Source organism: Agrobacterium sp. lyk4-40-TYG-31 (assembly GCF_030209855.1).
GTDB classification, from domain to species: Bacteria; Pseudomonadota; Alphaproteobacteria; order Rhizobiales; family Rhizobiaceae; genus Agrobacterium; species Agrobacterium vaccinii.
In genome coordinates, this window is sequence record NZ_JARVRE010000006.1 from 125,620 (window position 1) to 141,640 (window position 16,021).

Consider the following 16,021-nt stretch of genomic DNA (forward strand, 5'->3'; position numbering starts at 1 on the left):
TCTGACACTCTCAATCTCAAAAAAGGCCGATACGATGATCAAAGCAGACGATCTTCCCTACCGTCCCTGTGCCGGTATCATGGTGCTCAACGCGCAAGGTTTGGTTTGGGCTGGACGACGTATTTCCCAAGGCAATTCGGAGTTCGACGGCTCGCCGCAACTGTGGCAGATGCCGCAGGGGGGCATTGATGAGGGCGAGAAGCCTCTGCTCGCTGCCATCAGAGAACTCTACGAGGAAACGGGTATGAAGACCGTTTCCCTCCTCGCAGAAGCCAGTGACTGGATCCATTACGACCTGCCACCGCAGCTGATCGGTGTTGGCCTCAGAGGAAAGTATCGTGGACAGGCGCAGCGGTGGTTTGCGTTCCGTTTCGAGGGCGATGAAAGCGAAATCCAGATCAATCCGCCACCGACAGGTCATGAGCCGGAATTCGATGCCTGGGCCTGGAAACCAATGGAAAGCCTGCCCAACCTGATCGTTCCCTTCAAACGCGGGGTCTATGAGCAGGTGGTCGCCGAATTCCGGCATCTCGCAGACTGATGATACAAAAAAGGCGGCACGAATGCCGCCTTTTTCATTTTAACGATGACAGTCTTATTCGGATTCTGCAGCGTCGGCAGAGTCAGCGTTGAGCTGACCATACTTGCTCTCACCAATCTTGTTCAGGAGGTCAAGCTGTGTTTCGAGGAAGTCGATATGGCCTTCTTCATCGATGAGCAGCGTTTCGAAAAGCTTCATCGAGACATAATCACCCGCATCGTGACAGATATCGCGTGACTTCTTGTAGGCCGTGCGGGCGTCGTATTCGCCAGCAAGATCGGCTTCCAGCACTTCCTTTACGTTCTGACCGATGCGCAGCGGCGCGACGGTCTGAAGGTTGGGATGGCCTTCGAGGAAAATGATACGATCGATGATCTTGTCGGCGTGCTGCATCTCTTCGATGGATTCGGCACGCTCTTTCTTGGCGAGCTTTGTATAGCCCCAATCGTTCAGCAGCCGGTAGTGCAGCCAGTACTGGTTGACCGCGCCGAGCTCGAGGAACAAAGCCTCGTTAAGCTGCTCGATGACTCTTGTGTCGCCTTTCAATGTCCGCTCTCCTGTTGTCTTCATGCAATTGTCTCAGGCGGGACATAAAATCAAAAACATCGGCTTCCGTCGAGTGGCGACGTGCATGATATTCTTCTGTGGTCTTGATAATCAGCTCGACGACAGTGGGAAAGCAGCCGCAGCAACGGCCGCGCTTGGCCATAGCGTGATACACTTTGGCGGGCACGATCAACTGCCAACAGTCCTCATCGAGCATCTCGTTGATGACGTCACGAATATCGTTATCGGTGATGTAATTGCAGCTGCAAACGAGCATGGATCATTGCCTGTGTGACGCAACACTTTGTTTTCACTCTTAAACCAAAACAGGACACTGAGTGTCAAGTAAAACCTCTAATATTAAGAAATACGATATATTAGACTCGTTCTAAACATTACAAAAATCCTCTTATTTTCATTTATTTAGCTATCATTGATCTGCAAAAAATCACGATCAATTTATATGAAGTGAGCGCCTACCAGCCTTGCGTGATCACGGAAAGTTTACTGGATCACGGCTTTCGCCCGAGTGGGCTCACGCGAAATACTGCCCGCCATTGGCGGTGAGCGTCGACCCCGTAATGAAGCCCGCTTCGTCTGAAGCGAGAAACAGCACGCAGCGGGCAATCTCTTCCGGCTCACCCAACCGCCCAACCGGTATCTGCGGCAGAATGCGATCGTTCAGCACGTTCTCAGGGATGGCGCGCACCATTTCTGTTCCGATATAGCCGGGGCAGATCGCGTTGACGGTGATGTTGCGCGCCGCGCCTTCCTGCGCCAGAGCCTTCGTCAGGCCAATGTCTCCAGCCTTTGCCGCAGAGTAATTCGCCTGTCCCGCCTGCCCTTTTTGGCCGTTGATGGAGGATATGTTGACGATACGTCCAAAGCCACGCTCACGCATTCCGGGCCAGACAGGATGCGTCATATTGAATGCGCCGGTCAGGTTCGTGTCGATCACATCCCGCCACTGCTGCGGCGTGATCTTATGGAACATGGCATCGCGGGTTATCCCGGCATTGTTCACCAGAACCTCCACAGGGCCAATATCGCTCTCGACCTTGGCAATGCCCGCCACGCAGGCATCGTAATCTCTAATATCCCAGCAATAGGCCGGAATGCCGGTATCGCGACGAAACTGCTCGGCGCGATCTTCAGTGAAAGCGTAGTTGACGGCAACCCTGTAGCCAGCGGCATGAAGTGCCTTCGCTATGGCTGCGCCAATGCCGCTGGTTCCGCCCGTTATCAATGCAACCCGGCTCATATCAAGGCCTCCTGTCATTCACTGTGTCAGCCTTTAGCGCATGTCGCCTCAAAACCTGTTGCTGTCTTGCGATAACGGCGTGCGTCACATTGGAGGCCATCATGGCATTTCGATGATCGGGGGCGCTCACATGCCCTCAAGACACATCGCAACACCCATGCCGCCGCCAATGCAAAGGGTAACCAGCCCCTTCTTGGCACTGCGTCGCTTCATCTCGAACAGCAAGGTGTTGAGAACGCGCGCGCCGGATGCACCGATGGGGTGACCGATGGCAATGGCGCCGCCATTGACGTTGACGATTTCGGGGTCGAGACCCAGATCACGCACGACGGCGCACGACTGCGCCGCAAAGGCCTCGTTTGCCTCTATCAGATCAAGATCGGAAACAGCCCAGCCAGCCTTGGCAAGCGCCTTACGAGACGCAGGTATTGGACCCGTCCCCATGATTTGTGGGTCAACCCCAGCGGTGGCCCAAGACGCGATGCGACCCAAAGGCTGAAGACCGCGCTTTTGCGCTTCGGCTTCGCTCATCAGAAGAACGGCGGCGGCGCCATCGTTGAGGCCTGATGCATTGCCAGCCGTAACCGTGCCTTCCTTGTCGAAAGCAGGCCGCAGCTTCGTCAGCGTATCGAGTGATGCACCCGCACGAATATATTCATCTGCATCAATGGTAACGTCGCTTTTCCGACCCTTGATGATAAAGGGTACGATCTCGTCTGCAAACCGCCCGGCGGTCTGCGCCGCCTCCGCACGGTTCTGGGAGGTGACGGCGAACTGGTCCTGATCGTCTCTCGAAAGTTGCCACTGCCGGGCGATGTTTTCAGCGGTAATGCCCATATGATAGCCGTAGAAGGCATCGGTCAGGCCATCTTTCAGCATGGTGTCGACCATTTTGAAATCACCCATTTTGACGCCGCCGCGCAAATGCGCGCAGTGCGGCGCCATCGACATGGATTCCTGACCACCTGCTACGATGATCGACGCATCGCCGGTGGCGATTTGCTGCATGCCAAGAGCAACCGCACGCAGGCCGGAACCGCAGAGCTGGTTGATGCCGAATGCCGTCGCCTCCTGTGGCACACCTGCCTTCATCGCCGCCTGGCGTGCCGGGTTCTGGCCTTCGCCTGCCGCCAGCACCTGACCCAGAATGACCTCATCGACCTCGTTGGGTCCAACGCCTGCTCTTTCCAGCACGGACTTGATGACCGCGGCACCAAGCTCATGCGCGGGCGTGTTGGCAAAGCTGCCGTTGAAAGAGCCAACTGCCGTGCGTGCTGCACTGACAATGACGATTGAAGTCGAGGTCATAACTGTATCTCCCATTTTGCGCCGCGAGATTGGCAAAGCTTTGCACGCAAGTCAAACCGCCATGAATGTACCTGTCGACCATACTTTCAGGGATAGACGAACACGAATGCTGCGCAAAAAAAGTGACTGCTGCATCGCACAAACCGTTTGTCAGAACGGTTGATTTCAGCATAGTCTTAAAGATGGGAAGAGCAAAAATACCTGATAAAAAGAATGTACCGGCATCGCGAGGAGGCGAGCATGGCAAAACACACTGGCGAGACCATCATCAAGAAATATGCCAACCGGCGGCTCTATAACACCGGCACGAGCACCTATGTGACGCTGGAAGACCTGGCGAAGATGGTCAAACGCGGGGAAGAGTTCAAGGTCCAGGACGCTAAGACATCTGAAGACATCACCCATGCGGTGCTGACGCAGATCATCGTCGAACAGGAAGGCAAGACCGGAAACACCCTGCTACCGACGGCTTTCCTGCGACAACTCATCTCCTATTACGGAGACCAGATGCAGATGGTCGTGCCGACCTTTCTCGAACATTCGATGAAGACATTTTCCGAGCAGCAAAGCCAGATGCAGGACCAGATGGCGAAAGCTTTCGGTGACACATCGGCGTCTAAAAACTTTGCGACGCCCTTTGGCTTCATGGAAGAACAGGTCAAGCGCAACACGGAACTCTTCCGCCAGGCCATGCAGGTCTTCACGCCATTCCCGGTGCCGCCTGTACCCAAGGAAACCAAGAAGCCTGATGCGTCCGAAATCGATGAACTGAAGTCCCAGTTGCGCACGCTCCAGACCAAGCTTGATCAACTCTGACGCGCTTCAGCCCTCTCTGGCACTCGCAGCAGAAGAAGGAAGCCGGCACCCAGGAAAATGGTGAGCATAGCCATGCCCAGATGGGCCGAGCCGGTGGCGTAGGTCACGATGGAAAAGGATAGCGTTGCCATGAAACTGGTTGCCCGACCGGAAAGCGCGTAGATTCCGAAGTAACGGCCCGCTTCCGCTATCGTCACGTTGCGGGCGAGATAAGAGCGCGACGATGCCTGCACGGGCCCGAAGGCAATGCCGATCAGCATGCCGTAGACCAGATAGGCTTTCTCCGCTCCGCTGGAAAACAGTCCTTCATGAGCGCCGACGGGAAGCGCCAGCAGCCCGAACAATGTGGAATCGGTCTGGGTGGAGACGATGCCGAGGGTCGCTGCCAGGAGCAGCGTCAGAGCGATCAGCACCGTGTTTCGCGAGCCGAGCCGCTGGTCCACACGGCCAGCAGCAAGGCAACTGCCGATAGCGACGATGTTGAGGATGATGCCATATATGCCGATTTCCATCGTGCCCCATCCAAACAGGCCAGCGGCAAAAGCACCACCAAGGATCAAAACGCCGTTGACGCCGTCCTGATACAGCATTCGGGCGATGAGAAACCGCATGATGGTTGGCCGTCCCTTGAGCTCCCTAACGGTCGCCTTCAGTTCCGTGAGGCCGGAATGAACGGCTTTTGCCAGAGGCAAACCCTTCTTCACATCGGGCGTGAAGAAAAACATGGGCAGGATAAAAACCAGATACCAGAGCGCAGAGATCGGGCCGGTGATGCGCGCATCTTCTCCTGCTGCGGGATCAAGCCCAAAGAGAGGCGGAATTCCAAGAATGGTCACACCCGTGGCCGGAGACGCCGCCAGAAACAGCACCACGAAAATCAGCACCACCATACCGCCGAGATAGCCAAGCCCCCAGGCCGTGTTGGAGATGCGCCCGACATTTTGCGGTGTCGTCAGCCTCGGCATCATGGAATCGTTGAAAACGATCGAAAACTCCGCCGCAATCGACGCCAGTATCATGAACGTAACAGGCCAGATGATCGCAGAGCCGGGTGCGGCAAACCACAGCATCGACAGGCTGGCGATCTTGAAGGTCGCGAAGAATGCGATCCACGGCTTTCTCGAGCCGGACTGGTCGGCAATGGAACCGAGTATGGGAGAGAAAATGGCTATGACCACAGACGATATGGTCGCCATATTGCTCCAGGTCGTCTGCGCAGAAATCGGATCAGCCGTCAGTCGGGCGACGAAATAGGGCCCAAAAATGAAGGTGGTCACGACAGTGAAAAAGGGTTGGGCCGCCCAGTCGAAGAGCATCCAGCCCCAGATACCGCGTTTCGTCACGGTCTCTTCGGTCGCAGGGGAAGATGAGGCCATGCGTCACCCTTTCGGCCGCTTTGGTATTCGTAAAACTGCCCGGCATTTTCGCCGGGCAGCCAACGTCTGATATCAGACGTTTCGCGCCTGGACTATATCCGAAAGCAGACCGGCGGCAACAGTCAGACGCGCAAGGTTCGTGTCGCCACTGTCGCTCAAGGCCGCAAGCTCGGAGACGATGCGATTGACCCTAACGCGGTCGGCTGCATACCAGGCCTGAACCGGGTTTTTCTCCTTGGCATGTTCCGTCAGCGCAGAGATGACGATGCGGCGACGTGATGCGGAAATCTGGTCCTGACTGCGCAGCAGAGCAAGACTTTCATAGTGGTCGGCAGGCGTAACACGCTGACCGGCATCAAGAAGCCGTGCAACACGGAAGGTAACCGAAACAGCGCCATAGCTATCCGCCGCACGGGCAAGAGTCGTACTGGCCTGTTCGGCAATCAGCATGATTTCCGGCACGTAGACGAGAAGGGAAAGCGTTTCCAATTCCCGCACCAATTCCGGCGCAACGCCATCGATCTGCGTAAAGCCAACCTCTTCCTTGTACTTGGCGGCACCGGGCGAGAGCGACTTTATCGCCGTCTTCAACTTGCCGATCTCATCTGTCATGGAGCCCGAAACGGTATTTGCCGTCTGCAAATAAAGCCGCGTCGCGTCCGTGTAGATGCGCGCAACCATGGCATAGAGCCCGTTCTGCACATCGCCGGAAATCTGGCCGTCGAGCTGGTCGATCTCGCTCCAAAGCCGTTTGAGGCCAAACCCATCCTCGACGATCATTGCCGCCTTGACGACAGCCGGGGCCAGCATGCCGCTGGCATCCACAAGCTTCTGTACGAAGCCCGGACCACCCCTGTTGACGACCTGGTTGGCCAGCGATGTCGCGACGATTTCCCGGTGCAGGCGATGGCTGGTGATATCAGCCGCATAGGTCTTCTGCATTTTGCTTGGGAAGTAATCCGTCAGCAGATGCTGCAGATAGGGCTCGTCCGGCAGCGAGCTCGCCACCAGCGTATCGAACAGCGTCAGCTTGGCATAGGACAAGAGAACGCCGATCTCGGGCCGCGTCAGAGGCTTTGCCGCCGCGTAGCGTTCGGCAAACTCTGCATCATTTGGCAGCGTTTCCACCTTGCGGTTCAACTGACCGACCGCCTCTAAGGCGCTCATCAAGCGACCAAGCTCCTCGCGGTTTTCCGTTCCCCGGCGCTCCGTCAGCGATATCGCCAGCGACTGAAGGTAGTTGTTGCGCAGCACGAGCTGAGCCACCTCCGTCGTCATGGAAGACAGCAACTGGTTGCGCTTGGCCAGGGTCAGACGACCATCATTGACGGGCGACGCAAGCGCAATCTTGATATTGACCTCGACGTCGGAGGAATTCACGCCCGCCGAGTTGTCGATAGCGTCCGAATTGCATCGGCCACCGGCAAGCGCATAGGCAATGCGTGCCTTTTGCGTAATGCCCAGATTGGCCCCTTCACCAATGACCTTGGCACGCACCTCGGTCGCATTGACACGGATCGGGTCGTTGGCGCGATCACCCACCTCGGCATTGGTTTCCACCGCAGCCTTGACGTAGGTGCCGATGCCGCCAAACCAGAGCAGGTCGACTGGCGCCTTGAGGATTGCCGTCATGATCTCGAATGGCGTTGCCACTAGCTTGTCGAGACCGATGGCACCAGCCGCTTCCTGCGTGAGCGTCACAGATTTTTCCGACCGGGAAATAATCATTGCGCCTTGAGAGAGGGTCGAACGATCGTAATCCTGCCAGCTGGACCGCAGCAGATCGAACAGGCGCTTGCGCTCCGCAAAGGATTTGGCGGTGTCGGGTGTCGGATCGATGACGATATCGCGGTGGTCGAACGCGGCGATCAGCTCGATCTTTTCAGACAGCAACATGCCATTGCCGAAGACGTCGCCGGACATGTCACCGACACCGACGACCTTGAACGGTGTCGTCTGGATATCGGTGTCCATCTCGCGGAAATGCCGCTTCACGGTTTCCCAGGCACCACGCGCGGTAATACCCATTTTCTTGTGGTCATAGCCGGCAGATCCGCCGGATGCGAAAGCATCATCCAGCCAGAATCCTGCCTCCCGCGCCAGACCGTTGGCTGTATCCGAAAACGTCGCCGTTCCTTTATCCGCTGCGACGACGAAATAGGGATCGTCCCCATCCAGTCTCAGCGTGTCGGCAGGCGGTACGATATCATCGCCGATGATATTGTCAGTGATCGACAGCAGCGTGCGGATATAGGTCTGGTAGGCGTCCTTACCGGCAGTGAATATTTCATCACGGCTACCGCCGACCGGCAGAGTCTTCGGGAAAAAGCCGCCCTTTGCACCAACCGGCACGATCACGGCATTCTTCACCTGCTGCGCCTTGACCAGTCCCAGAACTTCCGTGCGGTAGTCCTGACCGCGATCCGACCAGCGAAGGCCGCCACGGGCAACCTTGCCGAAGCGCAGATGAACGCCTTCGACCTCTGTGCCGTAAACGAAGATTTCCCGGAACGGGCGCGGGTCCGGCAGTCCGTCCAGCAGCTTCGGATCGAATTTGAACGCCAGCATCGCCTTTGGCGAACCGTCCTCGTTGCGCTGGAAATAATTGGTGCGCAACGTGGAGTCGACAGCGTTGACATAGCGGCGAAGCGTGCGGTCCTCATCCAGATTGGGCACGCCAGACAGCGCCGCTTCGATTACCTTGTGAAGATCGGACAGTTTGCGCAAACGTGGCTTTTCGCCCAGCTTGGGGTCGAAGCCATGGGAAAAGAGTTCGAATATCTGCGCGGCGATGGCGGGATACTTGAACAGGGTTTCGGAAATATGCTCCTGTGAATACACGATCCCTGTCTGGCGCAGATAGCGGGCGTAGGCACGCAAGACGGAAATTTCTCGCACGTCGAGACCGGCTGCGAGGATCAGGCGATTGAAGTTGTCATTATCGACGCGGCCATCGAACGCGGCAAGAAACGCCTCTTCCAGCCGCGGCCCATAGATCGCCAGATCGAGCTTGACGCCCTGCTGGGCCTTCAACTCCATATCGTGCAGCACGATGGTGCGCGTCTCATCGCCAGAGACGACGCCCACGTCGAAGGTGCGCTCGCTAATGACGCTGAAACCAAGATTTTCGAGCAGAGGCACACGCCGCGAAAGCGGCAGATGACCGTCCCGGTGGAAAATCTTCAGGGACAGCACGCCATCTGCCTGTTCCTGACGACGATAGAATTCGATGCGAACGGGCTCGCCGCCAGCGGTGGCCAGGATATCGGCCATGTCACCGATGGCTTCATCGGGGGTGAAGGCTTCCTGATAGGCCTGATCGACATCGAGCACTGGCGCACCAGATGGCGAGAGTGCCACGAAGTGATCGATCCAGCGCGCCGCGATATCACCGACAGCATCCTCGAGCTTGTCCTGAGCGATCCGGGGCGTCTTGTCATTGGTGCGCCCGACGATGAAATGCACGCGCGCGACAGCCCCTTCCGGGAAGGCCGGATAGTAGGCCGAGATGTGGCCATCATAGACATCGGCCAGATACTCGCCGATCTTCTCGCGGACGTAGGAATTATATTCCTCACGCGGCACGAAGATAATGACCGAGACAAAGCGGTCGAAACGGTCGATACGCGGTAGGACGCGCACGCGTGGACGGTCGCTCAGCTCCATGATCTGCTCGATGAAACGGATCAGGAGATCAGTGTCGATCTGGAAGAGGTCGTCACGCGGATAGGATTGCAGCGTATTGTGCAGAATACGGCCGGAGTGGCTGTTGGGGTCGAAGCCGAAATGGTGCTCCACCTCTGCGACCTTGGCACGTAGAAGCGGGATTTGGCGAACAGAGTGGGTGTAGGCCGTCGCCGTGAAAAGACCCACGATGCGCAACTCACCAACGACATTGCCATCCTCATCGAACCGCTTGATGCCGATGTAATCCATATAGGCACGACGGTGGACGATGGATTTGACATTGGCCTTGGTGACGATCAGGAAATCGGGGCCATCGAGGAAAGCGAGGATTTCGGGCGTCGTGGTCACAGCATCCTTGCCAAGCCGCAACACGCGCACATTCGGGTCGGTCAGTGTGCCCAGGCCACTGCCTTCGCCGCGCTCGACACGGGCGTTCTTGCCGGCGCCGGAATAGTTGTAGTCGCGCATTCCGAGGAATGTGAAGTTATCGTTGCGCAACCACTCCAGAAAGGCGACAGCTTCATTCCGCTCCGGCTTGCGGCGACTGGAGCCACGGGCTTTCAGTTCTTCAAGCGCTTCATCGAGTTTTGCCAGCATCGGCTTCCAGTCGCTGTAGGCCGACTGAACCTGCGACAAAACGAAGCGTATTTTTTCTTCGAGAATGTCGGCTGCCTGCGCGGTCGCAGGTGCAATGTGAAGCTGGATGACACTGATATTATCTTCTGACGCATCCGTCTCTGGGTCAGCCAGACGATATCCCCCCAGCGCCGAGGCATCGGAAACCATGATCGGATGGACTGCCAGATACAGATTACGATAGCTGCTGGTGACTTCGCCCATGACGGAATCGTACAGGAAGGGCATGTTGCGACCGATGACGGTCAGAACAGAAACCTGAACATCACGTGGATTGACGCCTTCTACTTGCGAAATTCCAATATAAGGCTCGTTCTTTTTCCAGTGCGCCAGTTGCGCTGCTGTATGCGCCGCTGTTGCTGCCAGCATTTCCGGGGAATAATATTGAATATCATCTCCACTTGCCCGACCGAAGACGACGGTCGGGTCGATGAAGGGCTTGCCGGATGCTTCCGCCAGTTTTCTGGATTTTTGGAGTTGTTTGTCGCGTTTTGGATTGTTCCGGTAGCCCATTTTACCTTTTTCCTCCCGAAGAGTGAGGGTTTATGAAAGAAAATCAAAAAATCTTGTCATTTCCATCAAATTCGAATCGGATATTGGCGCGGAATTATGAATAGTTTAAGTGGGCAGCAATGCTTTAAACGACATCTGCAAATTTTATTCGATTGAAAGAGTGGCTCATGGGCCGCGACTGCATTTCAAAAGTATCAATTGAGCGTTTTCTGTTAATGTCCGGGCGACCCTATTGTGACGCCATAGTCACGGTTGAAGCAAATTATTGATTTCCACGTATTTTTGTGGTAGACCTATGAAACTGATCCACAGCGTGGCATTTGCGTGCCCAAAAACACCACGAAAGCAACTCATCACTTGCACGCGGTTTCCGTGACATATCGAACGTTTGTGTTGTCAACCTGCCGGTTGCAAGGTGATTTATTTTTGAGCGCACGTCTGTACCAGTACGAAGTCACCTGACGGTTTCCCCCGTCTCATCCGGGCCTGACCGACCCGACCCCCGGAAACACCGGGTGTATGTAACAGGGAGTTTTTAGAACGAATGACAATCCAGCAGAAAAAATCTCCAGCGCGTCACGGTTTCAAGACCGGCGAAGCGATCGTTTATCCCGCTCATGGTGTCGGTACTATCTCGACGATTGAAGAACAAGAAGTCGCGGGCATGAAGCTCGAACTTTTCGTCATCGATTTCGAAAAAGACAAGATGCGCCTGAAAGTTCCGGTGGCAAAGGCTGTCAGCATTGGCATGCGCAAGCTTTCCGAAGGGGATTTCGTCGAGCGCGCACTGAAGGTTGTTCAGGGCAAGGCTCGCGTCAAGCGTACCATGTGGTCGCGCCGCGCGCAGGAATATGATGCGAAAATCAATTCCGGCGATCTGATTGCCATCGCTGAAGTCGTTCGCGATCTCTATCGCGCCGAAAATCAGCCTGAGCAGTCTTACTCCGAGCGTCAGCTTTATGAAGCTGCTCTTGATCGTATGGCCCGTGAAATCGCGGCTGTGAACAAGATGTCTGAAACCGAGGCCGTTCGCCTCGTTGAAGTAAACCTCAACAAGGGTCCTAAGCGCGGCAAGACCGTGGAAGAAGACGACGCACAGGAAGAAGAAGCCGCGTAAGCGATTTCTATCCGCTCCATCAAACCCGGCCTTTGAATTATCTCTCGTGGCGACCTCGCGAGACATAATTCAAAGGCCGGGTTTTTTATTCCGAAATGATTTTGACCCGCTCACCCGGCTGAATGACCGATGTAGCACTCATCGCGTTCAACACACGGAAAAGCTCGACCTTGCGGTCCGTGCCCATCATACGCGCCGCCAGTGAAGCAACGGTGTCGCCCGGCTTGGTGGTGACAACACGCACCCGTAGCGGTTTGAGGGCGGTTATCTCAGCCGGTGTCATCTTACGGAAGCTCGTGCGCAGGACATTGGCGACGCTGTCGAGCTGCGCGCTGCCTTTCGGAACCGCTGTCAGGAACCGGAATATCTGCTGGCCGACGCGAATGACGGTGACATCGAAATCCCATTTGTCCGCAGTCGCACGGGCGGTCGCAGCAGGAAGTCCGTTGATCTCCGTCTCACGCACCGTTTCCGGCACCAATCCGGCAACCCAGCCACTCGTCAGATAATTGGCAAGGCTCGTCTGCTTGGGATCGGCGACACCATCGAAACGGATGGCCATTTCGCCTGGTCCTGTCGCGAGAACGGCCTCGACCTTGTTGTCGATCTGAAATCCTTCAGGCACATCGAACCGGATACCCAGAGTGCCGTGCAGGAACGTGTTGCCGCGCACATAGCCTTCCTGCGGGCTATCCCCGTATAGAAGACCATCGATACCATTGAGGAACCAGTCGCGGCCCTTGTCACCCACCTGCCCCTCCTGACCGAAGGCGCGCGCATGGCGTTTTGCAAGCTCGATGCGCTGCGGTGTGTTCGGGTGGCTGGACAGGAAGTCGAGGCTTTGATCGCTGTCGGGGTCAGCGGACGTAAAGCGCGCATAGGCTGCCATGGAATCGAGGAAGCGCGGTGACGCATAAGGGTCGTAGCCCGCTTCGCCGAGCATGCGCACGCCGATGACATCGGCTTGCAGCTCCTGCTGACGCGAGAAGGCGGCGAGACGCAGCTTGCCACGGGCCAAGGCCTGCTTTCCAGCCAGATCGCTCGAAAGCACCTCGGCAACGACGCGGCTGGCAATTACTTCGGCCTCTTCGCGACGCTGACGCTCGATGCCGTGATTGGCCGTGACGTGGCCCATTTCGTGGGACAGCACCGCCGCCACTTCCGACGCATCATTGGCAAGCGCCAGAAGACCGCGCGTGACGTAGAGATAACCGCCGGGCAAGGCAAAGGCGTTGATGGCAGGGGAGTTCAAAATCGTGATTCGATAGGACTGCTGCGGATTTTCCGATACTGCCGTCAGCGCGCCAGCAATGCGAGCGACCAGACGTTCAGTTTTGTCGTCGTGATATTCACCGCCGTAGCTGGCCACGATGCGTGGATGCTCTCGGGCACCCATTTGCGCGCGCGGATCATTCTTCTGCACCTGTTCCACCGTCTGCGGATTATCCGACGGCTTGAGTGTGGATTGATAGGAAGGGCTGAAGAGAGACTGGCACGACGACAGGACAAGGCCAGCGGTTGCCAGCGCCAGAATGCGCTTCGCCGTCTTGCCTTTATGCCACACATTCTGACCGGAGGTGTGGCTCTGCAGAGCCTTCACACACGTCATCATCCTGCTCGTCTGCTCCTAACGTTCCTGATCATCCGTTATCTGCAGACCAGTTTACCATATAACCCCTAGGGGCATGTGAATGCGCAAACAACGAAAACGATCCTTCACGTGGAAATATTTCGTATGGATCGGTTGTTTGCATCGTTTTTCAAGCAGTTGTTAATAATGCGCAAGTGCAAAAATGACGGGTCGCCTGTGTGATTTCGCAGACTTGACAGCAGGCCGCGTCCAAATTGTGACGCGTAGTGTCCCGCGGCCCTCGTCGTGAACCCGTTACGCCGCCAGAAACGCCCTGATGTCATCCAGATGCGTTGCTGCGAAGAATGCCTCGGTGCTTCCTTCAAACAGGACACGGCCCTGCGCGAGAAACACCACGGCATCGGCCAGACGACGGATATCGTCGGGGTGGTGCGTCACGAGAAGAACGGTATTTCCGAGTTCTGCATGGAGGTCTTCCAGCAGCTTCGCCATGCCCACGCGCAAACCCGGATCGAGCGCCGCAAACGGCTCGTCCAGCAACATCACTGCGCGGCGGCGCACCAGCGCCCTTGCCAAAGCCGCTCTCTGTCGCTCACCGCCGGACATCGTGGATGGCAACCGCTTTTCAAAACCGCCCAGCCCCACGCGCTCAAGGGCATGGGGGATGGCGACTTTGTCTTCTGCCGACAGCCTCAGGGAAGGGCTGATGCCGAGCCCGACATTGGTGATGATATCCAGATGAGCGAAGAGATTATTATCCTGAAAGACAACCGAGACGGGCCGTTGCGATGGATCGAGCCCTCGCATATCACGTCCTTCGATCATTACTCGGCCAGCATCCGGCGCTTCGAAACCTGCGACCAGATTGAGAAGCGTGGACTTTCCAGATCCGGAGGGACCGACGACCGCCGTTACCTTGCCGCGCTGGAAGCTGCAATCCAGTGCAAAATCCTGCTGACCGAGTTTCAAAGTCACGTTCTCAAGGCTCACGCCCTTGTCCTGCGCGTTCATGTCATGGCTTTCGATGGCTGACGCGAAACGCCGCCTGCTGCAAGGAGAAGGCAGATAACGCCGAGAATGAAGGCGTAACCCGCTGCATCATTGGTTCTGTAACTGCCCATATTGCTATAGACCAACCACGGCAACGTCACGAAGCTTTCCGAGCCGAACAAGGCGACGGCGCCTAGGTCTCCCAAAGACAGCGCCATGGCGAAGGACAATGCCATAGCCACGGGCCGCCACAAAACCGGCCAGTCAACGAGACGAAGTCTGGAAAAGCCGGATATTCCGAGACTGGTTGAGAGGCGTCCACTGCGGGCCTGATGGGTGATGAAGGCAGGTTCAAGCACGCGCATTACGAAGGGGAGCGCCATAAGCGTGTTGATGGCGGAGACAAGCGCCGGTGCAAATATCGACACGTCGCCGAAGGGTCGTAGCAGCAAAAACCAGCCGCTGCCCAGCACCACAGGCGGCACCAGCAAGACGAGTGACGAGCCTGCTCCCATGGCGGTAAACAGCACCCGCAATGTCAGCGATGCGTTTCTGTTCGCCGCGATGGCCTGACGGGCGCGGATGAGCGCAACCGACACCAGAATGGAGAGTGAGGCCGAGACGACGGCGATCAACAAGCTCGTCATCGCCGCTTTTTGAAACGTGGCTGCGGTCAGCAGGCGCGATAAATCCGCTGTCAGCCCCGATGATGCAACGGCAATCAGCGGAAGACCCACGAGCAACAGCATCAGCAAAATGACAGCCCCGTCCCATAGACGCGCGACACTGCCTTCACCGTCAAAACGGCGCACTTGCCTGCCCTCCGTCGATGCCTCTGCATTCGCAGATGGAAGGCTGGCCAGCAGTGCCAGAAGAATGCCGGTCATGGTGATCTGCATCAGCGACAGCGCTATGGCGCGCGGAGGATCGAAATCGAAGCGAAGCGCCTGATAGATCGCCACCTCGATCGTCGTTGCCGCAGGTCCTCCGCCCAAAAGCAGAACCAGTGTGAAGCTCGTGGCACAGAGCATGAAGATAAGCCCGGAGACACCGGGAATGAGCCTGGCCACCGCAGGCCATTCGATAAAACGGAAGGTCGAGACGGGATCGAAATTGAGACTTGCGCCCATGCGCCAATATTCGCCCGGCACCCGTTCCAGACCTGCCAGAAAAAACCTGACAGCGAGAGGGAGGTTGAAAAACACGTGGGCGATGAGAATGCCTGAAAGGCCGTAAATACTGAAAGGCTGCTCGGCGCCTGCCGCCAGAACGATCGTGTTGACGATGCCCTGGCGTCCCCAGATGGCGATGATTCCCAGTGCTCCCACGATGACCGGAAGTCCCATCGGGACCGCCATCAAACGGATGATCCATATGCGACCGGGGAATTCCCTCTGGCGCGCGAGAGCAAGCGCCACTGGCAATCCAAGGCTCACGGAAAGGGCGGTAGAAAGGGTTGCCTGCCACAGCGTGAACCGCAAGATACGCAGGGTATAGGCGTCGAAGAGTGACCCGGAAGTTACGCCCGCGTCAAAGGACAGAAGTGCGGTGACAGCAAGCCCCATGAAGAGCAGAATGGCTGCACTTGCCATTACTCCGCCAACTATGAACCTGCTGATGTCGCGACGATCCATCACCA

The 16,021-nt window shown here is 56.8% G+C and carries 12 protein-coding genes; 3 read left to right on the forward strand and 9 right to left on the reverse strand.

Features of this window, described 5'->3' with window-relative positions:
* Window positions 1-34 precede the first annotated feature (34 nt).
* Window positions 35-541, forward strand: a complete 507-nt coding sequence (locus QRN55_RS14695) for an RNA pyrophosphohydrolase (protein WP_284777265.1) — start codon at window positions 35-37, stop codon at window positions 539-541.
* Between the two features lie 54 nt (window positions 542-595).
* On the opposite strand, the gene bfr is transcribed toward QRN55_RS14695, so the two are convergent.
* From bfr to QRN55_RS14715, 4 genes are all read right to left on the reverse strand, one after another.
* On the reverse strand, window positions 596-1,087 hold the full coding sequence (gene bfr / locus QRN55_RS14700) for a bacterioferritin (protein ID WP_162694605.1): 492 nt from the start codon (window positions 1,085-1,087) through the stop codon (window positions 596-598).
* Complete coding sequence (locus tag QRN55_RS14705) at window positions 1,053-1,364, reverse strand: (2Fe-2S)-binding protein (protein ID WP_062452950.1); 312 nt, start codon at window positions 1,362-1,364, stop codon at window positions 1,053-1,055. Before QRN55_RS14705 ends, bfr begins: the two co-directional genes overlap by 35 nt.
* 258 nt (window positions 1,365-1,622) lie before the next feature.
* Window positions 1,623-2,348 carry an acetoacetyl-CoA reductase gene (gene phbB, locus QRN55_RS14710; protein ID WP_233122127.1) on the reverse strand — a complete coding sequence of 242 codons (726 nt, stop codon included), beginning with the start codon at window positions 2,346-2,348 and terminating at the stop codon, window positions 1,623-1,625.
* 126 nt (window positions 2,349-2,474) lie between these two features.
* The gene (locus tag QRN55_RS14715) at window positions 2,475-3,656 is read right to left on the reverse strand and encodes an acetyl-CoA C-acetyltransferase (RefSeq protein ID WP_284777266.1); all 1,182 of its coding nucleotides are present in this window, start codon (window positions 3,654-3,656) and stop codon (window positions 2,475-2,477) included.
* Between the two features lie 240 nt (window positions 3,657-3,896).
* On the opposite strand from QRN55_RS14715, the gene phaR reads away from it, so the two are divergent.
* On the forward strand, window positions 3,897-4,472 hold the full coding sequence (gene phaR / locus QRN55_RS14720; protein ID WP_233122129.1) for a polyhydroxyalkanoate synthesis repressor PhaR: 576 nt from the start codon (window positions 3,897-3,899) through the stop codon (window positions 4,470-4,472).
* Here phaR and QRN55_RS14725 read toward each other — a convergent pair.
* Together QRN55_RS14725 and QRN55_RS14730 are read right to left on the reverse strand one after the other, a co-directional pair.
* Window positions 4,463-5,848 (reverse strand): MFS transporter, encoded by a 1,386-nt coding sequence (locus tag QRN55_RS14725; RefSeq protein ID WP_284777267.1) that lies wholly within the window; start codon window positions 5,846-5,848, stop codon window positions 4,463-4,465. The two genes, phaR and QRN55_RS14725, sit on opposite strands and share 10 nt — an antisense overlap.
* A 72-nt stretch (window positions 5,849-5,920) precedes the next feature.
* Window positions 5,921-10,684: an NAD-glutamate dehydrogenase gene (locus tag QRN55_RS14730; RefSeq protein WP_284777268.1), complete on the reverse strand. Its 4,764-nt coding sequence runs from the start codon at window positions 10,682-10,684 to the stop codon at window positions 5,921-5,923.
* A 544-nt stretch (window positions 10,685-11,228) separates the two neighbouring features.
* Between QRN55_RS14730 and QRN55_RS14735 the strand changes: the two genes are divergently transcribed.
* Window positions 11,229-11,801 (forward strand): CarD family transcriptional regulator, encoded by a 573-nt coding sequence (locus QRN55_RS14735; RefSeq protein ID WP_111840459.1) that lies wholly within the window; start codon window positions 11,229-11,231, stop codon window positions 11,799-11,801.
* Window positions 11,802-11,886: 85 nt separating this feature from the next.
* Here the strand turns inward: QRN55_RS14735 and QRN55_RS14740 are convergent, their stop codons facing one another.
* From QRN55_RS14740 to thiP, 3 genes are all read right to left on the reverse strand, one after another.
* On the reverse strand, window positions 11,887-13,365 hold the full coding sequence (locus QRN55_RS14740) for a M48 family metalloprotease (protein WP_284777326.1): 1,479 nt from the start codon (window positions 13,363-13,365) through the stop codon (window positions 11,887-11,889).
* Between the two features lie 321 nt (window positions 13,366-13,686).
* Window positions 13,687-14,403 carry a thiamine ABC transporter ATP-binding protein gene (locus tag QRN55_RS14745; RefSeq protein WP_284777269.1) on the reverse strand — a complete coding sequence of 239 codons (717 nt, stop codon included), beginning with the start codon at window positions 14,401-14,403 and terminating at the stop codon, window positions 13,687-13,689.
* Window positions 14,400-16,019 (reverse strand): thiamine/thiamine pyrophosphate ABC transporter permease ThiP, encoded by a 1,620-nt coding sequence (gene thiP / locus QRN55_RS14750; protein ID WP_284777327.1) that lies wholly within the window; start codon window positions 16,017-16,019, stop codon window positions 14,400-14,402. The genes QRN55_RS14745 and thiP overlap by 4 nt, the downstream gene beginning before the upstream one ends.
* Between the last annotated feature and the right edge of the window lie 2 nt (window positions 16,020-16,021).